Origin of the sequence: Bacillus sp. N447-1 (assembly GCF_022701035.1) — a bacterium.
GTDB classification, from domain to species: Bacteria; Bacillota; Bacilli; order Bacillales; family Bacillaceae_G; genus Bacillus_A; species Bacillus_A cereus.
Map to the genome: position 1 here is coordinate 100,598 of NZ_CP065509.1, position 20,754 is coordinate 121,351.

Sequence of the window (20,754 nt, forward strand, 5' to 3'; positions counted from 1 at the left end):
AATTAGGTTATTGGTACTAAATAAGCATAATGTCTCGCTTTTCTGCTCTTTAATCTTATCGTTATTTTTTATTAAGTACATATCGTTTTTTAGAAATCTCAATCCTAGCAGAGTATATAAATTGGGTGATAAAAATGTGGAACATAATTACTTCTTATCTTCCAGATTGGAAAGTCTTTGTACAAGCGTTTATCTTGTTTTTAATTCCGTATACTATCTCAAGATTTTTTCATTGGGTTCGTATGTCAGAGAAAGAGTGGGAAGAATGAGTTGGTGGAAGTCAAGAGACAAACAAGTGAAAAAAATAATATTCAAAGTAAAACGAAACAAGAGCATAAACCTTCTCAAAATGCAACCGTTCATTTCACAAATGACTTTGCCTCTAACTTAGAACTTATAAAGCAACAAATCGGACATAATTCTGATGTTCGCTTTCGGAAGTTTAATATTGGACGCACAGATATTCAGGCTGGGATCGTTTTTGTTGATGGTCTATCAGATAAAGAGATAATTGACAAACATATTATGAAATTACTAATGGATGATTTTTCTGATGAATATAAAAATGAATCTTCTTATGTGGAGGGTACTGTTTCAAAAGAATATATTAAAAATAAAGTTCTTACAATTAGTGAAGTAGCAGAAGTCCATTACATAAAAGATTTAATACCCAAAGTATTGATAGGTTCAACAGCTCTTTTAATTGATGGTTTAGCAGATGTGTTTATTCTTGGTACAACAAAAGCAAATAAACGAAACATTGAAGAACCAGTATCGGAGGCATTAGTCAGAGGGCCACGGGTCGGTTTTACTGAAGTATTAAGTGATAATACCTCACTTTTGCGACGGCATTGTGCGGATGAGAGCTTATCATTAGTAAAGCTACCAGTAGGAGAACGTGCAAAGAAAGAGTTAGTCGTCGCATTTATTAAAGATCTTGCTAGTACAGAATTGGTGGATGAAATAAAAAACAGAATTCAGAAAATTGACATAGACAGTGTACTCGAATCTGGTTATATAGAGCAACTTATTGAAGATAATTATCTCAGTCCTTTTCCGCAGATTCAAAATACAGAACGACCTGATCGTGTTATTAGTGCTTTGATGGAAGGTCGAGTAGCTATTTTGTTAGATGGAACACCATTTGTTTTAATTGCTCCAGTTACATTTAGCATGCTGCTGCAATCACCAGAAGATTATTATGAAAGGTGGCTTCCTGGTACACTTCTCCGCTTATTACGCTTCATGACAGCTTTTGTTTCATTATTTGCTCCAGCACTGTATATTTCTTTCATTTCATTTCATCCAGGATTAATTCCCACTAAGCTCGCTATTTCTATTATCGGATCGCGAGAAGGAGTTCCTTTTCCCGCTTTAATAGAAGCGTTAATTATGGAAATAGCTATCGAAGTTTTACGAGAAGCAGGTTTACGTCTGCCTAAACCGATTGGACCGGCAATGGGAATTGTGGGCGGTTTAATAATTGGTCAGGCTGCCGTAGAAGCAGGAATTGTTAGTCCAATAATGGTTATTGTTGTTGCGGTAACAGCTATTTCTTCTTTTACTATTCCGCAATATAGTGTGGGAATTACGTTACGCATTCTTCGTTTTGTAGCTATGTTTTGTGCTGCGATATTTGGCTTGTATGGAGTTATTCTCTTCTTTCTTTTACTTTGCAGTCATTTAGTGAAACTGAAAAGTTTTGGCGTTCCTTATACCAGCCCTGCTGTTCCATATCGATTCAGTGACTGGAAAGATTTTATGGTTCGCATGCCATTAAAAATAATGAGACGTCGACCGAAAATAATGCATACCAAAAAAACTATCCGCAAAAGGTAGCTGATGACGAAAGGAAGTGGCCTTCAATGATTACTATACCTAAAGACCGAATAACAACTTCACAAGCAGTTGTTATTATTGTAAATTACATACTTGGGACAGGAATTCTTACTTTGCCCAGAGCATCTGTGGAAAAAGTGAAAACACCAGATGTATGGTTAAGTGTGATATTAGGTGGGATACTCGCAATGGTTTCAGGAGTAATTATGGTCAAATTAAGTCAGCAGTTTCCAGAAAAAACATTTTACCAATACAGTCAAGATATTGTAGGGAAATGGATAGGCAGATTGCTTAGTTTTCTTATTATAGGGTATTTTCTTACAACTTCAGCATTTCAAATTCGTTCAATGGCAGAAGTAATAAGCTTTTTTTTGCTCGAAGGAACCCCCACATGGGCTATTGTTATGCCTTTTATGTGGATAGGTCTCTTTTTGATTATGGGTGGTATTAATTCAATTGCACGGATGTTTGAAATAATATTTCCTATTACTGTTTTTATTTTTTTAATCATTTCCTTTATGAGTATCGGAATATTCGAGATAGATAATCTCCGTCCCGTATTAGGTTTGGGAATTAAACCAGTGTTAGATGGGATAAAAACAACGTCTCTCGCATATACAGGTCCTGAAATTATGTTAATTCTTTTGGTATTTATGGAACAACGAAAGAAAGCAGTAAAAGCTATTTTAGTTGGAATTTCTATTCCGTTAATCTTTTATGTAATAACTGTTGTAATGGTCATTGGTGCATTATCAATTGATGGGGTTGTAACAAGAACATGGCCGACAATTGACCTTATGCGCAGTTTTGAAATTTCTGGTTTGATATTTGAACGTTTTGAATCTTTACTGCTTGTAATATGGATTATGCAAATATTTGCTACCTATACGATTAGTTATTATGCAGCTGCATTAGGATTAGCGCAACTCTTTAAAAAGAGTATTCATCCGTTTATTTTTGCTTTGATTCCAATCATTTACATCATTACTATGACTTCGAAAAATATAAATGACTTGCTTAAATTGGGGGATATGCTCGGTAATGTTGCATTATTTTTATTTGGTTTACTACCACTGCTTCTTCTTATTATTACGCGATTAAAAGGAGGAGTAGTGTGAAACATAAATTTAATTATATGCGGTTCTATTTGGCTTTGTTATGGACGCTTTTGCTTCTATTTTTAACAGGATGTTGGAGCAGTAAAGAAGTAGAAGAGTTGAGTTTAACTGCAGGTATAGCACTAGATAAAGGGAAGGATTCAACAATTGAGAAAGAGGATGAGGAAGGAGGTTATCCTAAAAGAAATCTTATAACAGCTACTTATCAAATTGTTAGTTCGCAAGCACAAAGTAAAGGAAATGGACAACAAAAACGTTATATAAATGTTTCTGAGACCGGTGATTCCATTCATCAAATTGTTCGTGAGTTTTCATTGAAAAGAGAGAGCACAATGTTCAGCCCACATTTAAAAAACATTGTTATTAGTGATAGTCTTGTACGTACATACAGTTTAGAACAATTACTTGAACAGTATCTCCGTGACAATGAAGTTCGGCTTAGCTGTATGCTCTTAATTAGCAAGGGTCTAGCGAAGGAGGTACTGGAATCAAACAAAAAAGGAGAAATCCCAGCATTTCGTTTGTCTGGAATTGCAGATAATAGAAATAGAACAACAAGGATTTTACCTCCTGTATCGCTCGCTAAATTGGAAGGAAAGATGCGGTCAGGGTCCAGTTTTCTTTTGCAAAATGTAATCTCGATAAAAGGAGAAACAAAATTTGCAGGAGCTGCTGTAATTAAAGGAAAGACAAAAAAGTTGATGGGCTTTTTAAATGAACAGGAATTGGAAGGAGTAGTATGGATAAACGGAAAAAGGAATGGTGGTGTGGTAAAAACTTTTGATAAAGAATCAAAGAAACTCATTATATACGAAATAAAGTCAATAAAAAGCAAAATCATACCACATGTTAACGGAAATAATATTTCCTTTGATGTAAACATTGAATCAGAAGGGCGTTTGTCAGAAAATTGGATGCAATCAGGAAAAGATTTTGAAAATGAATTTTTAAAAAGGGAAGAAAAAGCTATTGAAAAAGAAGTAAAGCACTTAGTACATCATGTTACAAAAAAAATACAAAAAGAATACCAAGTCGATATTGCGGGTTTTGGCAACCAATTAAGAATTAAACACCCGAGAACATGGGAGAAAGTCAAAAAAAATTGGGATCAAACATTTAGTAAGGTACCGATTAAATATCATATAAATGTAACTATACAAGATTATGGAGCGTCAAGTTTAAAACGGTGAGATACCTTAATTGAAATTATATTTGCATCAAAACAAAAAGTTACAAAAATTTTAATTTAAAAATTTTTGTAACTTTTTGTTTTTTTATGTCCTTCTTATTATAGATTAAAGAAATGATTTTATCCCGCTATTTGCCGGGCAGCAAGACCCCCACCTCAAAATTCAGCGAAAGCAAAGAAGTTATTAGAGGTATATGTAAGCTCTATATAGGAAGGAGAATTTTGAAATTCTATTGATAAACCAAGTAATTGTAATAGCCCTTATTTAGAATAATAATTTCAAAATCAATAAAATTTAGAGTAGAAGGAGCAAGAGCAAATTATTATGAATAAACAAATAGGATTCATCGGATGTGGAAACATGGGTATTGCTATGATAGGTGGGATGATAAAAAAATATAGTTTCTCCAGATCAAATAATTTGTTCAGATTTAAACGTCATTAATTTAAAAAATGCTAGTAATGAATATGGCATAACTATAACTACTAACAACAATGAAGTCGCTAACAGTGCTGACATTTTAATTTTATCAATCAAACCAGATTTATACTCATCGGTAATTAACCAAATAAAAGATCAAATAAAAAATGATGTAATCGTTGTAACTATTGCTGCAGGAAAAAGTATTAAGAGCACTGAGAATGAATTTGGTAGAAAGTTAAAGGTTGTTAGAGTAATGCCTAATACACCGGCACTTGTTGGAGAAGGAATGTCTGCGTTATGTTTTAATGAAATGGTTACAGAAAAAGATATAAAAGAGGTACTGAACATATTTAATATTTTCGGCCAGACGGAGGTCATAAATGAAAAACTAATGGATGTTGTTACATCTATTAGTGGTTCTTCTCCAGCATATGTGTATATGTTTATAGAAGCCATGGCAGATGCTGCTGTACTTGGCGGTATGCCGAGAAAACAAGCTTATAAATTTGCGGCTCAGGCTGTATTAGGTTCTGCAAAAATGGTATTGGAAACAGGAATACATCCAGGTGAATTGAAGGATATGGTTTGTTCTCCAAGTGGAACGACGATAGAAGCTGTAGTAACGCTAGAAGAAAAAGGTTTAAGAACAGCTATCATTTCAGCTATGAAACGTTGTACGCAAAAATCTATGGAAATGTCTAGTTTAACTAGTAAGTGAGAAGCGAATTTATATAATATTTCAAATCTATTTAATGTAAAAGAAATATTATGAGGCTAGTTAATAACTAAGTAAATTTATATACAACACTAACGAGAAGAACAAACCTTATTTTAAAGGGGATACAGAAAATATGAGTAATTTACTAAAAAAGAAATCCGTTACACAATTGTTAGAGCATAATCAAAGCAAGACTTTAACGAAAACATTAGGAGCATTTGATTTAATTATGTTAGGGGTAGGCTCGATAGTTGGAACGGGTGTTCTTGTGTTAACTGGATTAGTAGCAGCAACAAATGCTGGTCCAGCAGTTGTTTTTTCATTTATACTTGCAGCAATTATATGTGGATTTATAGCATTATGTTACGCGGAAATTGCTTCTACACTCCCGGCGTCTGGTAGTGTATATACGTACTCATATGCAACAATTGGTGAGTTTGTTGCTCATCTAGTAGGTTGGTCATTGCTGTTAATATATATCGTGGCAACAGCAGCTGTCGCTGCTGGATGGACAGGCTATTTCCACAATTTAATAAAGGGATTTGGATTAGAGATACCTAAAGCTCTAGTAACGATTCCTTCGCATGGTGGTATTGTGAATCTACCAGCAGTAATTATTACATTGATATTGGCATGGATGTTATCTCGTGGTACGAGAGAAAGTAAACGAATCAATAATATAATGGTATTGATTAAAATTGGAATGATTTTGTTGTTTATTACGGTTGGTATATTCTATGTAAAACCAATGAACTGGATACCAATTGCACCATACGGTTTAAGTGGAGTTTTTACGGGTGGAGCAGCTATTTTATTCGCTTTTACGGGTTTTGATATATTAGCAACTTCAGCAGAAGAAGTAAAAGATCCGAAACGTAATCTTCCCATCGGTATTATTGCATCATTAATCATATGTACAATTATTTATGTTATGGTATGCCTTGTTATGACAGGAATGGTTTCCTATAAAGAATTAAATGTTCCTGAGGCAATGGCTTATGTAATGGAAGTTGTAGGACAAGGAAAAGTCGCTGGTGCAATTGCTGCAGGTGCTGTAATTGGCCTTATGGCTGTTATTTTTTCCAATATGTATGCGGCAACACGAGTATTCTTTGCAATGAGTCGTGATGGATTGTTACCGAAATCATTTGCGAAAGTTAATAAGAAAACTGGAGCACCCACTTTTATAACTGGATTAGCAGGAATAGGGAGCTCTATAATAGCTGGGTTTATTGATTTGAAAGAATTAGTTAATTTAGTTAATATCGGTAGTTTGGTGACATTTGCGTTAGTTTGTCTATCAGTTATTATCCTTCGTAAATCACACCCAAATTTAAAACGTGGATTTATGGTACCTTTTGTACCTGTATTACCATGCGTTGCAATTGTATGCTGTGTGTTTTTAATGCTAAATTTACCGTTAAGGACATGGGTGTACTTTAGTATTTGGATTACTATTGGGGTAGTAGTATATTTCCTTTATTCGATAAAATACAGTAATTTAAATGAGGAAACGATCTCGAAATTACATGATAAAATAGCGAGATAATAACGATCGAAAATTTTATTAATAATCATATTGATAGTTGAGTAACATAGAAACAGTTTTTGACATTTAGCAAGAGATAAAATAAGAGATGCTAGGGCAGCTAAGTACTTTTTAGAAACCTTGCTTGTTTTTACGATTTAACACTGCTAAGGAGAGAGAAGTATGAGTGAATTGCATTTTATGAGTATAGAAGAATTGGATAATAAATTGAAAAAATCTGACAGTGGTATTTATTTCATTAAAGACTATAATGACAATATTATTTATGTAGGCAAGGCTTTTAGTATAAAAAGTAGAGTATTAGCTCATTTTAATAGTTATTCCAATATTGAGGAATATGTACATTTATTTAATAAAGTAGCGTATCTCATTGAAGATAGTTTGTTAAAACGCTCATTGTTACAAGTTACTTACATGATTAAATATAAACCAGTATTAAACAAAGAAGTACAAAAGAATTCCCAGAGTTGTATACTCAATACATTAAGCAGACAAATAAAAATCTATGTTGTTAGAAATTGATGAAGCTAAAGAAAAAAGGGATGAGTTAAAGAATAAATTAGTAAAATTAGTGGGTGGAAAAACTATGTTTTATGACATAATTTCTCTGTTAAATAATGGATATAACTATCATGTCCTCGCAAAAGTATTGAGCATAGAACTTCAAACTTTAATTATAATAAAAGAACACCGAAATAAATTCCCGATACCACATAATTATAAGAGGACAATAAAACATCAAGATATAATGTATGCTTTATCTGGAAAAAGAATTTAAGTACTTAAAGGTTAAACACTTAACTTTAAAATAGTAAATTCGTTGCTTTTGTAGCTTTTATTGTTATATTGAAATGCAATGTACATTTGTGTTTCAAATTTAATTGGTGAAATAAGGGGAGGGAAAGGGTTCCTATAAAAATACTGGAATAAATTAGGTTATTCATGCGTAAATAGCATAATTAGGTACATGTTATTTATAAATATTCAAAGATACGAAAGTAATACAAATGAAATTCTTATTTCTGCTACTACAAGTACTATTGAGCAAATGAAGTATGAAAGTGCTTTTGAACTAGGGGTCACACTGGGACCTGATACATCACATCATCTGCAAATGGTTCGGATCGGTGGAGAGATTACAAAACGCTTAGTTTGAATGGCTGAAAAACAGTTAACAGGTCAATACAGACTACACTAAGAAAATAATCCGTATATATATGGATTATTTTTCCTTTAATTTACAAAAAAAAAAATTTCGAAATTGAAAAAACCTCTCAGATTCCTTTGTAATAAACTTTTTTATTTGTGTTAATGACATAAGTATCAAAAGGTAATCAACCCGATACGAACGATGTATGAGCCTTTAAAAGAGTTTTGGTGTTATTTGCAATTTTAATTTCATAATACTTAAGCCGATATAATAAAATGTTTTATGTCTAAATTGATATAAAGTAATAATCATTAAATGATATTTCTTTTTTATAGAATAAGTAAAAACTGATATTGTAGTAATTACTGTTTTGAGGTCAATTTACTGTGCACCTTAATTAGTGAAGTTTTTTTGTTGATTAAAAACTATTGTATTTGGAAATTAATAATAAGTTTATCCCGCTATTTGCCGGGCAGTAAGACCTCCACCTCAAAATTCAGCGGAAGCAAAGAAGTTAGGTGGGGGGCGGGCTGCCCGTAAAAGCCCGATTGGTATGGGCTAATAATCAGTGGGGGATGAACAAAACCCCCACTGATTAAAGTTTCACTTTATGTGATGCGGTAATAAAACTAGCTAGTTTGCTATTTTTAGTATTTGTAAAGTCTATATATTTTTTCCTCTTTTGTGGAAAGTAAAACTAATGTTACGACCAGTAATATAGTGTCATTTTTTGAATATTCCATTCGTTTTTTATTTTTAGTTGATGAAAAGACCTTTCTCTCAATTAAATGTTTAATTGAATCCTTGAATTTCCTCTACCTTGTATTTTTCAAAGCATAGTGCTTCAAAAATAGCCGTATCGCTTTCATCTGTTTCCAATTTCACAACTTCTTTATTATCTTTTTCTAAAATTTGGAGCAAAATAGTTTTTCAGTTTCACATGTAAATTAGCAGTATTTATTTCTTGAATTCAATTTGTAGAAAGGATTGAATTGGAACTTTGACTGTTATTTCTTGCGGTGGTACAGTATCTCCTGTTACTTTCGCTTTATTTTAAATCTTTTTCCAGCGTGGTCCTCGCATTGACTACCACTGTATTTTGTAGTACTTCACTATTTTCTCAAGTTCAATAATTATATTTTGTAGAATTAAGAAAAGAACTTAGCTTATTTCCTTTACTTATCTTATCTACTCTGATATTTAGATGCTAACTACAATTAAATAATATATGATTTTTATAAAAAGATATAGTAATATTTTGTTGTGAATTGTACTAATTTGATATTTTATAGTATTATTTGTCGTGAATTATATATAACAGAATATATTTTATGGATCTATAAAGGAGAATGTAATGAATACTTCTATCGATATACAACACTTGTGTGATCTTGCACATAAAGCATTTAATGCCCTGTACATATTTTATCTGCAGACAGAAAAATTTTATATCATTCTACATCTGATAATGTTTGTAGTCCTTTTATTCTTCAAAAGAAGAACATCTTACTGATATTTATCAAGAAAACGATCCCTTTAACTTGCCACTTTTCCGAAGTAACAACTATCTTGAAAATTTTGTTCTAATTCATATAGAAAATCATGATGATATTAAAGGGACTATTATAATCGGTCCTACTATACATTCAAAAGATTCAGATGATATGATCATAAAATTTCAGAAAGAATTTAAATCAAATGATAACATTCAAGAAAGACTTGCCTATTATCAGTGTTTATCTGAGATTAAAAAACTACATTAATTGATATGGGAATTTTATTACATTACATGATTTTCAATGAAAAGTTAGATGTAGATATTGTCTTGGAAAAAATAAAGTACTAGAGGAAGTTCCTAATAAAATTGTGAAACCGGATTTATATATTTTAAAACGCCGACAAAACAAACCTAAAACGCACAATATGGCATTAGTAAATGATTTCTTTTCGACTATTAAAGAAGGAAATAAAAAAAAGTTAATACAGTATATGTATGCGGTTTCGCAAGAAGATGTTGAACTTATGCTAATAGAGGATCCGCTCAGGAATCAAAAAAACCTTGGAATTATTGCGATTACCTTAGCCACTCGATATGCAATAGAAGGAAACCTGCCACCAGATATTGCTTTTGCCCATAGTATTTTATATATACAAACCCTAGAACAATTAGATAATGTAGAATCTGTAAAGCGATTATCAGGGGACGCTTTACGTACCTTTGCAGATCGTGTGAAAGAATACAATGCAAAAAAGTATTCTTACGCGGTTACTACATGTATAAAACATATTAATAAAAATGTTTACGATGGAATATCTCTGAATGAACTTGCTAATCATTTAGAAATTACGCCTACTTATCTGTCTAAACTATTTAAAAAAGAAATGGGAATTACTTTAAGCGAATATATTCAAAGGGAAAGAGTGGAAGAAGCAAAAAAATTATTAACACTCACTACTTATTCGTTATCAGATATCTGTGCGTGGCTTAACTTTAATGACCAAAGTTATTTTATAAGAGTTTTCAAAAAAATCACTAGTATGACTCCTAGGCAGTACCGTGAAAAATATACAGTAATATAAGCTTGTTATCCGCTGTCTTCAATGTAAAGACTTAAACATGGGTATAAGTATCCCAAAAAATGAAAATACACTAACCATTATTTTGTTAAAGAAAACAAAAAGACAGAAGGCTGCAAAGTGTTCCAAGGAAGCTTTGCAGCTTTTTTGTAATTTAAAACCTATGTTTATAACGATGATAAGTTTATAGACTAATATCTTCATACTGAATATTTGTTAATAATGATATTAGGATGTTTTGTGAAAAATCAACAATATAACATATATTACTAAATATATCTACATTTTATGCAATTATACATAACTAAATAAAGGTAAAAAGTATAAAAAGACCTATTATATTATTCTATAAGTATTTTTTCTAAAATAAAATTTCTCGGTTGAGCTAAAATAGTTATTTTTAACCGTATACACATTAATTTGTAATCATTACAATTACAGAAATGAAATTTACGGATAACTATATTTGTATAATTTTTTCGGTTCATATTTTTATTTAACAGTAAATTATCGATCGTAATCGACAAAATTTTTCTATTTACGCATTAAAAATTTAATGTTTTAATGAACAACATAACTGGTATGACCAGACAGAAAGGATAAGGTTACGCTAATAGGAATTATAGTGAAGTTGTAAGTAACATTATGTTGAAAATATTTTCGAATAGTCTATTTATTTACAAGAGGTCAAGAATCAAGTTTGTAATAAACGTGTTCTAAGTTTCTGCATAACAAAAGTGAAGTTATTCCGCAATAAAAGTATAAGCGATGTACAGTATAATTTTACCTTTTTAGTCTAGTAAGGAGTTTGCTGATAAAACTAAGAGTAATATTATTAAATTTAAATTAAACAATGTTATGGCAAGATTAACTGTAAGCATTGGTTTATTGATTCTCGCGGTTCTGTAAGTTAAACCGCAATTCTAGGAAGAATTACACATTTACTATTCATAGGGTGCTTGATTCAAATATAGTTAATAAATTTTTGTTATTTATATTTGAAAAAATAGAGTATCGAAGTGAGAGGTAAGTAAAATCCTTACATTCTATTAGAAGTAAAAATAACGATATTATCCTATCTGAAAGATTTCTCCTTCTTAATCAGTTTACAAAGAGAGAGGTCATACAAGTTATATGAATTAAGTTATAAAAACAATGGTAAAGGAGTGTACGGAATGAAAACTAAAATAATTACAGGATTATTAGTCACATCCATTGTAACTGGAGGAAATATTCCTATCAATACTCTCGCAACACCAATCGTTCAAGCAGAAACTCAACAGGAAGGCATGGATATTTCCTCTTCATTACGAAAATTAGGTGCGCAATCTAAATTAATCCAAACGTATATTGATCAATCTTTAATGAGTCCTAATGTACAGTTAGAGGAAGTCACAGCTTTAAATACAAATCAATTCCTAATCAAACAAGATATGAAGGAATGGTCATCGGAACTCTATCCACAGTTAATTCTATTAAATTCAAAAAGCAAAGGATTTGTAACAAAATTTAATAGCTATTACCCGACATTAAAATCGTTTGTAGACAATAAAGAAGATAGAGAAGGGTTTTCGGATAGACTTGAAGTACTTCAAGAAATGGCTATGACGAATCAAGAAAATACGCAACGGCAAATCAATGAATTAACAGATCTTAAATTACAGCTTGATAAAAAATTAAAAGATTTTGATACCAATGTGGCAACTGCGCAAGGCATACTAAGTACAGATGGAACAGGAAAAATAGATCAGTTAAAAAATGAAATATTAAATACAAAAAAAGCAATTCAAAATGATTTACAGCAAATTGCATTAATACCAGGGGCTTTAAATGAACAGGGATTTGCTATATTCAAAGAAGTTTATAGTCTTTCAAAAGAAATTATTGAACCAGCTGCGCAAGCAGGGGTGGCAGCATATAACAAAGGAAAAGAAATTAACAACTCTATTCTAGAAGCTGAGAAAAAAGCAGTGCAAGAAGCAACAGAGCAAGGTAAAACGGCTCTAGAGATTGAATCAGCAAAAAAAGCAGCTCGTGAAGCAATTGAGAAAAGCAAACAAGGTGAAATAGCAGCCGCAGCCGCAGCAAAAACACAAGAGTATGACCTGATGAAGGTCATTGATACCGAAAAGATTAAGAAAACATTTGGCGTTTTTGCTGAAGTAAATAAATTAACAGCAGAACAGCGAGCATATTTAGATGATTTAGAGAAACAAAATCAAAAAATATATGATTTAACAACGAAATTATCAATAGCTGATTTACAAAAATCAATGCTTCTTCTTACACAAAATGATTTGCATACGTTTGCAAATCAAATAGATGTAGAACTTGATCTACTAAAGCGCTATAAAGAAGATTTAAATCTAATAAAAATAGCATTACAAAATTATCTACTAATGTTGATACAACTAGCGAGCAGTCTCAAAAAGATACATTAAGACAATTAAAAAATGTAATAAGTTACCTTGAAGAACAAGTATATAAATTTTAATATTGCGTTTTTTAGGAATTCATAAAGATTATAAGCATTTAGCGAAAGAAGGAGAATAGTCATGAAAAAATTTCCATTCAAAGTACTAACTTTAGCTACATTAGCAACTGTTATAACTGCTACTACCGGTAACACTATTCATGCATTTGCACAAGAAACGACCGCTCAAGAACAAAAAGTAGGCAATTATGCATTAGGCCCCGAAGGACTGAAGAAAGCATTAGCTGAAACAGGGTCTCATATTCTAGTAATGGATTTATACGCAAAAACAATGATTAAGCAACCAAATGTAAATTTATCTAATATCGATTTAGGCTCAGAGGGGGGAGAGTTGCTCAAAAATATTCACCTTAATCAAGAGCTGTCACGAATCAATGCGAATTACTGGTTAGATACAGCGAAGCCACAGATTCAAAAAACTGCTCGTAATATTGTAAATTACGATGAACAATTTCAAAATTATTACGACACATTAGTAGAAACTGTACAAAAGAAAGATAAGGCAGGTCTAAAAGAGGGTATAAATGATTTAATTACTACAATCAATACAAATTCAAAAGAAGTTACAGATGTGATTAAGATGCTACAAGACTTCAAAGGGAAACTATATCAAAATTCTACAGATTTTAAAAATAATGTTGGTGGTCCAGATGGGAAAGGTGGATTAACTGCAATATTAGCAGGTCAACAGGCAACGATTCCACAACTTCAAGCTGAAATTGAGCAACTTCGTTCTACTCAGAAAAAACATTTTGATGATGTATTAGCATGGTCAATTGGTGGTGGATTGGGAGCAGCTATTTTAGTTATTGCAGCTATTGGAGGAGCGGTCGTTATTGTTGTAACTGGCGGTACAGCAACACCGGCTGTTGTTGGTGGACTCTCGGCTCTTGGTGCAGCTGGTATTGGTTTAGGAACAGCGGCTGGTGTCACAGCATCTAAGCATATGGACTCCTATAATGAAATTTCTAACAAAATCGGAGAATTAAGTATGAAAGCAGATCGTGCTAATCAAGCAGTTCTTTCGCTTACTAACGCGAAAGAAACATTGGCATATTTATATCAGACTGTAGATCAAGCGATATTGTCTCTAACAAATATTCAAAAGCAATGGAATACAATGGGCGCAAATTATACAGATTTACTGGATAATATCGATTCTATGGAAGACCACAAATTCTCTTTAATACCAGATGATTTAAAAGCCGCTAAAGAAAGTTGGAATGATATTCATAAAGATGCAGAATTCATTTCAAAAGATATTGCTTTTAAACAGGAGTAGAACTGAAATATAAAACCTAAATTGGAGGAAAATGAAATGATAAAAAAAATCCCTTATAAATTACTCGCTGTATCGACGCTATTAACTATTACAACTGCTAATGTAGTTTCACCAGTAACAACTTTTGCAAGTGAAATTGAACAAACGAACAATGGAGATACGGCTCTTTCTGCAAATGAAGCGAGAATGAAAGAGACCTTGCAAAAGGCTGGATTATTTGCAAAATCTATGAATGCCTATTCTTATATGTTAATTAAGAATCCTGATGTGAATTTTGAGGGAATTACCATTAATGGATATGTAGATTTACCTGGTAGAATCGTACAAGATCAAAAGAATGCAAGGTCACATGCTGTTACTTGGGATACGAAAGTAAAAAAACAGCTTTTAGATACATTGAATGGTATTGTTGAATACGATACAACATTTGACAATTATTATGAAACAATGGTAGAAGCGATTAATACAGGGGATGGAGAAACTTTAAAAGAAGGGATTACAGATTTGCGAGGTGAAATTCAACAAAATCAAAAGTATGCACAACAACTAATAGAAGAATTAACTAAATTAAGAGACTCTATTGGACATGATGTTAGAGCTTTTGGAAGTAATAAAGAGCTCTTGCAGTCAATTTTAAAAAATCAAGGTGCAGATGTTGATGCCGATCAAAAGCGTCTAGAAGAAGTATTAGGATCAGTAAACTATTATAAACAATTAGAATCTGATGGGTTTAATGTAATGAAGGGTGCTATTTTGGGTCTACCAATAATTGGCGGTATTATAGTCGGAGTAGCAAGGGATAATTTAGGTAAGTTAGAGCCTTTATTAGCAGAATTACGTCAGACCGTGGATTATAAAGTAACCTTAAATCGTGTAGTTGGAGTTGCTTACAGTAATATTAATGAAATGCACAAGGCGCTTGATGATGCTATTAACGCTCTTACTTATATGTCCACGCAGTGGCATGATTTAGATTCTCAATATTCGGGCGTTCTAGGGCATATTGAAAATGCAGCTCAAAAAGCCGATCAAAATAAATTTAAATTCTTAAAGCCTAATTTAAATGCAGCGAAAGACAGTTGGAAAACATTACGAACAGATGCTGTTACATTAAAAGAAGGAATAAAGGAATTAAAAGTGGAAACTGTTACTCCACAAAAATAGGGAAATATTAATTCTGTTGTAAAGTGAACTAAAACATAGAAAGTCTATGATTACACTGTTAAACAGAAAAGTAATAATTGATAAATCCTTATATAACAGAAAGGCGGAGTCTCATTAAAGACTTCGCCTTTCAATTATATATAAGTATGATTCGAATAAAAAATAACCTTGTAGTTTAATTGCTTTTTAAAATTTGCAACAGAATCGGTTAATTTGAAGTAGATTATATACATTTTCTTTAATACTTAATGATTTGAAGGCTGCTAAAGAAAGTTCAAACGATACTGATAAAAGATGTAGAACTCATTTTGAAAGACATCGCTGTTTAATAAGATTAGAACTTGAAACCATACCTTATATAGGAGGAATACGAAATGATGAAAAAAATCCCTAATAAACTACTCGCTGTATCAGCGTTTATAACTATAACAACTACTTATGCAGTCATACCAATAGAAACTTTTGCAATTGAAATTGAACAAACGAACATTGAAAATATATCTCTTTCAGCAAATGAAGAACAGATGAAAAAAGCTTTGCAAGATGCTGGTTTATTTGCAAAAGCTATGAATGAATACTCTTATTTGCTAATTAATAATCCAGATGTGAGTTTTGAAGGAATAACTATTAATGGAAATGCAGATTTACCTAGTAAAATTGTACAAGATCAAAAGAATGCAAGAGCACATGCTGTTACATGGAATACACAAGTAAAAAAACAACTTTTTGATACATTGACAGGCATTATAGAATACGATACAAAATTTGAAAATCATTATGAAACATTAGTAGAGGCGATCAATACTGGAAATGGAGATACTTTAAAAAAAGGGATTAAAGATCTACAGGGAGGAATTCAACAAAATCAAAAGTCTGCAAAAGCATTAATAGAAGAATTAATTCAATTAAAAAATGCTATTGGAGAAGATGTTAGAACATTTGGAAGTCATAAAGAGACATTGCAATCGATTTTAAAAAACCAAGGTGCTGATGTGGAGGCGGACCAAAAGCGTCTAGAGGACCTTTTAGGACAAGTAAAATATCAGAAAGACATAGAATCTAAGGGGTTAGACATGGTGAAAATCCCCTTTATTCCAACCTTGATTGCTGGTGGCATAATGATAGGTGATGCAAGAGGTAAGTTAGGTTGGCTAGAACCTGAATTAGCAAAATTGCGTCAGACTGTAGATTATAAAATAACATTGAATCGTGTAGTTGGAGTTGCATTTCATAATATTAGTGATATGCATAGTATGCTTGATAGTGCTATCACTGCTCTTACTTATATGTCTACGCAATGGGAGGATTTAGATTCTCAATATTCGGGTGTACTGGGACATATTGATAAAGCTGATCAAAAAGCTGATCAAAATAAATATAAATTCTTAACCCCTAGCTTGAATGCAGCGAAAAACAGTTGGAAAACATTAAAAACAGATGTTGTCACTTTGCAAGAAGGGATAAAAATTGCAGAGAAAAAAGAACAGGATTTTTTGAATCAGCTTCGTCCATCAAACGTTTTCTACTTTTATAAAAAAATTCATAACGCATACACTTTTGAAATAAAGACTGGAACAAATGCGCCAAATGCGTCTTATAAAGTTATGAATTTAACGAAAAACACTGTTCATAATATGTGGAGTGGAGGGGCTAATACTAACATGTGGGCTGATTGGCTTTCATTCAATCCAAATGATGAATTTGCGGTAGTAGCAGTAGTGGATGGTAAAGAATATGTTGTGTATAAAGACAAAGTACAAAATATAATGAACTGAATCTGAAAGTAACGAAGTAATTGGAGCTGGAGAATAAACTAGACACCAAGTTAATCGAAAAATCTCCTTATATCCTAGAATATTTTGCTCAAGAAAAAGAATTTGTTCAGCGAAAAAGTAAATATTGAACCAAGGAGTTAGTTGTATTATGTGTATGGTTTTACCGAAAGGTTTCAAGTACATTACCCATACAATTATGTAGTTATCCTGAAGCATCTACAGGTGTTCTTATCGACCTTGAAGAACTACTTAGCTTCCTAAGTGGAGTGATTTTATGCAAAATTAAGTGAACGTTTTTGTACATAGATTAGTTGACATTCATATAGATTTTTTCCATTTTCAAAGATAGTTTTGTTTTTTATGTTATTTTTCAAAAATTACTGCTGAAATTTCTATATTCATGACTCAGCATATAATCATTGTTTGATGAAATGACATACCACGTCCCTTAGAGTTTCATACGTATTACGATAACTTAAAGAAAAAGATAATAGTAGTCAACGGTTACTATTATCTTTTTGAACTATTTTTCATTAAAATATCCCATCTGCTGTGTTCCTTATTTACTTTTCCAGATTTTATCCTAGTTTAAAATTTATGCATTTGAACTGTTTATACAATTTGTAGGATTTTTAGCTTTTTTGTCGAATACACTTAATGCAAGGAGGGACATTACATGATTATTAAAGATTATTTCATCAACCTTTCTATTTTTTCTTTATTAGTTAGCGCAGCAATATTTATTCAAGTGTTTACAATTAATTCTAGTCGATATTTCGAAAAGCTCTATGGAGGGATTATTGCAGTTACGTTAATGTTCTTTTCTTTTCCATACATGGGATTTTCCTACGATCTTCGAGTTGTTCCTCTTATTCTATCTTTTATTTACTTTGGTCGTATTGCTGGTTGGATTACGCTAATTAGCATAATATTAATGCGTATTTTTTACATTGGAGAGTATTGGGAACCTCCTGTGATTGCTTATTTATGTATGGGGATTCTATTTTCTACTTTTAAAATTTATGTAAAAAAACTACATCCTTTTAAAAGTGCATCGCTATATTTTTCTGTTTTTATTGGAATAAAGTGGTTAGTTGGGGTATTATTTAACACTACATTACTTTACACAGGAGGCTTATTATATATAGCGTTAGGACTTTTAATTGGGCTATTTCTTATGGAAGCCTACCAGAGATTGTATTATTTAACACAGGACTTATCTAAAATGAATCGAGAATTAAAAAAATCGAAGCAAGAACTTACAGATACCGTACATGAGCTTCAAGGAGGAATTTTTAAATTTAAAAAAGTGGATAAGCACTTTATACACACTTTATGTGATGGACAGTTTTATTATCAAAACGGATTTTATTCTGAACAGGTGGTAGGAAAAAGCTTACGTACTATTGATGCTTCTATTATTCCTCCACATTTAGTTCCACAATTGATGAAGTACTATCTCCAGGCATGGGAAGGAAAAGAAATTATATTTGAATTACCTTGGCCAAATGATAAAACTATTATTCTTATTGCGCTTAGGCCAATTAAACGAAATGGACAAGTTATTGAAGTTGTTGGTTCTACAGTTGATATAACCGAAAGGAAAAAGGTAGAATCAGAATTAAGCGCTACCAAAGAATTATTAGAATCATTTATAAAGCATAATCTAGATGCTATTACCATTTCTGATCGAGAAGGGCATATTTTACAAGCCAATAAAGCTTATGAAAAGATATTTGGGTGGTCATCACAAGAAATCATAGGTAAGAGATTACCTTGTGTACCGGATTTTTTAATGGAAGAATCGCTTGAAAATATTCAGAAAATTCTAACAGGAGAATCGGTGGTTACTAGATTAGAAACTGTTAGACAACGGAGTGATGGGAGTCTTCTTGATATCAGTCTGACAGTTTCTCCTATACTAGATGTAAGAGGAAATGTGATAGCTTTATCAGCAATATGTAGAGACATCTCTGAAAGAAAACAAGCAGAAAGAGAACGGCATCGATTACACCAGCAATTAAGAGATAGTGAAATGAAGTACCGTGCACTAATCGAACAAGCAACTGATGCGGTATATGTAGTAGAGCTGAATGAAGATAATGCTCCAAGTCGATTTATTGAGGTAAACCCTGTTGGGTGTAGAAGATTTGGATATAGTAGAGAAGAGTTGCTCTCATTATCATTTTCAAATATAGTACCACAAGATTCTCAAATAATCGTAAGGTTATTAGAAAAAATTAAAAAAGGACAAACTTCCTTCACTTTGCAAGATGAATATGTTTTCCCAACAGGAAAAGTAATAACAACTGAGTTTAGTGTTCGTGTTTTTAACTTAAATGGTAAAAAAGTTTTTCTAAGTATTTCTCGTGATATCACTGAACGGCTAAAAACAGAAGAATTATTACGAAAATCTGAAAAACTTGCTGTTGTAGGACAATTAGCGACTGTAATGGCTCATGAGATTAATAATCCATTAACTGCAATGAAAGGGTTCATGCAATTACTAAAATCAACGGAAAATGAGAATAATCAGGGTTATATTAATATAGTATCATCAGAGATTGAGCGTATAGAGAGCATAACAACTGAATTTATGGCGGTAGCCAAACCACAGGTAGTAAAAATGCAACTTAATAACATTAGTGTGCTAATGGATCAAGTTTTAATGCTACTACAACCTCAAGCAATGATGCATAATATAAAATTTAGAATCGATCTTAACCCTGGTATTCCATTGATTTCATGTGAAGGAAATCAATTAAAACAAGTATTTGTTAATATATTAAAAAATGCAATTGAATCTATGCCGATGGGAGGGGAAATTCTGATTCAAATAAATATACTTGATAATAATCAAGTAAGCATTCGTTTTATCGATCAAGGGTGTGGGATTCCAAAAGAACGTATACCATACCTCGGAGAACCTTTTTATAGTATTAAAGAAGAGGGGATTGGCTTAGGATTAATGATCTGTTATAAAATCATTGAAACACATCAGGGAAAGATATTTATTAAGAGTGAAATGAATAAGGGGACTACAGTTGAAGTCACTCTCCCTATTTGTACACTTCAAAATTAAGATATTCTCTTACTGAAATTTTTAAGAAACCATACAGAATGTAATGCCAATGTTACTTAATGAAATAATAAAGAGAAGAACACTGGTAAATGTACCCTATAGAATAGACACTTGAAAAGCCTGTTATAAAAACATCCTTTCTTTAGAACCAAAAGAAAGGATGTTTTTAATATTGTAATTTTTCTTGGAGACATTTTAAATTTTTACTTGTAATACATTTTTAACTAATTTTGGTTAAGTTAGTTAAAAGGCATTATTTTAAGGAGCATATTGACATATAAATATCCTCATTTTTAAAATAGAAATTTCTAAAAACTATATATAGGTTCTTTTTGAAAGGAAGGGTATTATCAATTGAAACCACATGAAAAAGTACCTGTTCACTCTATAAAA

Annotated in this window: 10 protein-coding genes and 6 pseudogenes; 15 read left to right on the forward strand and 1 reads right to left on the reverse strand. The window is 31.9% G+C overall.

Annotated features, from left to right (window positions below; genetic code table 11):
- Positions 1 to 134: 134 nt before the first annotated feature.
- The 8 genes and pseudogenes from IQ781_RS28130 (at position 135) to IQ781_RS00475 (ending at position 7,993) form a co-directional block, all read left to right on the forward strand.
- Positions 135 to 269, forward strand: coding sequence for a hypothetical protein (locus IQ781_RS28130; protein ID WP_000267088.1), 135 nt, complete (start codon positions 135 to 137; stop codon positions 267 to 269).
- Positions 266 to 1,839 (forward strand): annotated as a pseudogene (locus IQ781_RS00445) (spore germination protein). Before IQ781_RS28130 ends, IQ781_RS00445 begins: the two are co-directional and overlap by 4 nt.
- A gap of 26 nt (positions 1,840 to 1,865) precedes the next feature.
- Positions 1,866 to 2,957 (forward strand): spore germination protein, encoded by a 1,092-nt coding sequence (locus IQ781_RS00450; RefSeq protein WP_242808211.1) that lies wholly within the window; start codon positions 1,866 to 1,868, stop codon positions 2,955 to 2,957.
- Entirely contained in the window at positions 2,954 to 4,147 is a 1,194-nt protein-coding gene (locus tag IQ781_RS00455; RefSeq protein ID WP_000680796.1) for a Ger(x)C family spore germination protein, read from the forward strand. The genes IQ781_RS00450 and IQ781_RS00455 overlap by 4 nt, the downstream gene beginning before the upstream one ends.
- A 324-nt stretch (positions 4,148 to 4,471) precedes the next feature.
- Positions 4,472 to 5,288 (forward strand): annotated as a pseudogene (proC, locus tag IQ781_RS00460) (pyrroline-5-carboxylate reductase).
- A 133-nt stretch (positions 5,289 to 5,421) separates the two neighbouring features.
- Complete coding sequence (locus IQ781_RS00465) at positions 5,422 to 6,837, forward strand: amino acid permease (protein ID WP_000067463.1); 1,416 nt, start codon at positions 5,422 to 5,424, stop codon at positions 6,835 to 6,837.
- A gap of 162 nt (positions 6,838 to 6,999) precedes the next feature.
- A pseudogene (locus IQ781_RS00470) lies at positions 7,000 to 7,615 on the forward strand (GIY-YIG nuclease family protein).
- Between the two features lie 189 nt (positions 7,616 to 7,804).
- Positions 7,805 to 7,993: an alpha/beta-type small acid-soluble spore protein gene (locus tag IQ781_RS00475; protein WP_000897406.1), complete on the forward strand. Its 189-nt coding sequence runs from the start codon at positions 7,805 to 7,807 to the stop codon at positions 7,991 to 7,993.
- A 786-nt stretch (positions 7,994 to 8,779) separates the two neighbouring features.
- Here IQ781_RS00475 and IQ781_RS00480 read toward each other — a convergent pair.
- Positions 8,780 to 8,908, reverse strand: coding sequence for a hypothetical protein (locus tag IQ781_RS00480; protein WP_000939298.1), 129 nt, complete (start codon positions 8,906 to 8,908; stop codon positions 8,780 to 8,782).
- Positions 8,909 to 9,341: 433 nt separating this feature from the next.
- Here IQ781_RS00480 and IQ781_RS00485 point away from each other — a divergent pair.
- The 7 genes and pseudogenes from IQ781_RS00485 (at position 9,342) to IQ781_RS00515 (ending at position 20,361) form a co-directional block, all read left to right on the forward strand.
- Positions 9,342 to 10,567, forward strand: a pseudogene (locus IQ781_RS00485) (helix-turn-helix domain-containing protein).
- A 1,172-nt stretch (positions 10,568 to 11,739) separates the two neighbouring features.
- A pseudogene (gene hblC, locus IQ781_RS00490) lies at positions 11,740 to 13,058 on the forward strand (hemolytic enterotoxin HBL lytic component L2).
- Positions 13,059 to 13,119: 61 nt separating this feature from the next.
- The gene (gene hblD, locus IQ781_RS00495; RefSeq protein WP_000714434.1) at positions 13,120 to 14,340 is read left to right on the forward strand and encodes a hemolytic enterotoxin HBL lytic component L1; all 1,221 of its coding nucleotides are present in this window, start codon (positions 13,120 to 13,122) and stop codon (positions 14,338 to 14,340) included.
- A 36-nt stretch (positions 14,341 to 14,376) separates the two neighbouring features.
- Complete coding sequence (hblA, locus tag IQ781_RS00500; protein ID WP_000591975.1) at positions 14,377 to 15,504, forward strand: hemolysin BL binding component B; 1,128 nt, start codon at positions 14,377 to 14,379, stop codon at positions 15,502 to 15,504.
- Positions 15,505 to 15,878: 374 nt separating this feature from the next.
- Entirely contained in the window at positions 15,879 to 17,279 is a 1,401-nt protein-coding gene (gene hblB, locus IQ781_RS00505; protein ID WP_016122779.1) for a hemolysin BL regulatory component HblB, read from the forward strand.
- A gap of 20 nt (positions 17,280 to 17,299) precedes the next feature.
- Positions 17,300 to 17,527: pseudogene (locus IQ781_RS00510) on the forward strand (hypothetical protein); the annotation flags it as partial.
- 428 nt (positions 17,528 to 17,955) lie between these two features.
- Positions 17,956 to 20,361: a PAS domain S-box protein gene (locus IQ781_RS00515; RefSeq protein WP_000584283.1), complete on the forward strand. Its 2,406-nt coding sequence runs from the start codon at positions 17,956 to 17,958 to the stop codon at positions 20,359 to 20,361.
- The last annotated feature ends 393 nt before the right edge of the window (positions 20,362 to 20,754 follow it).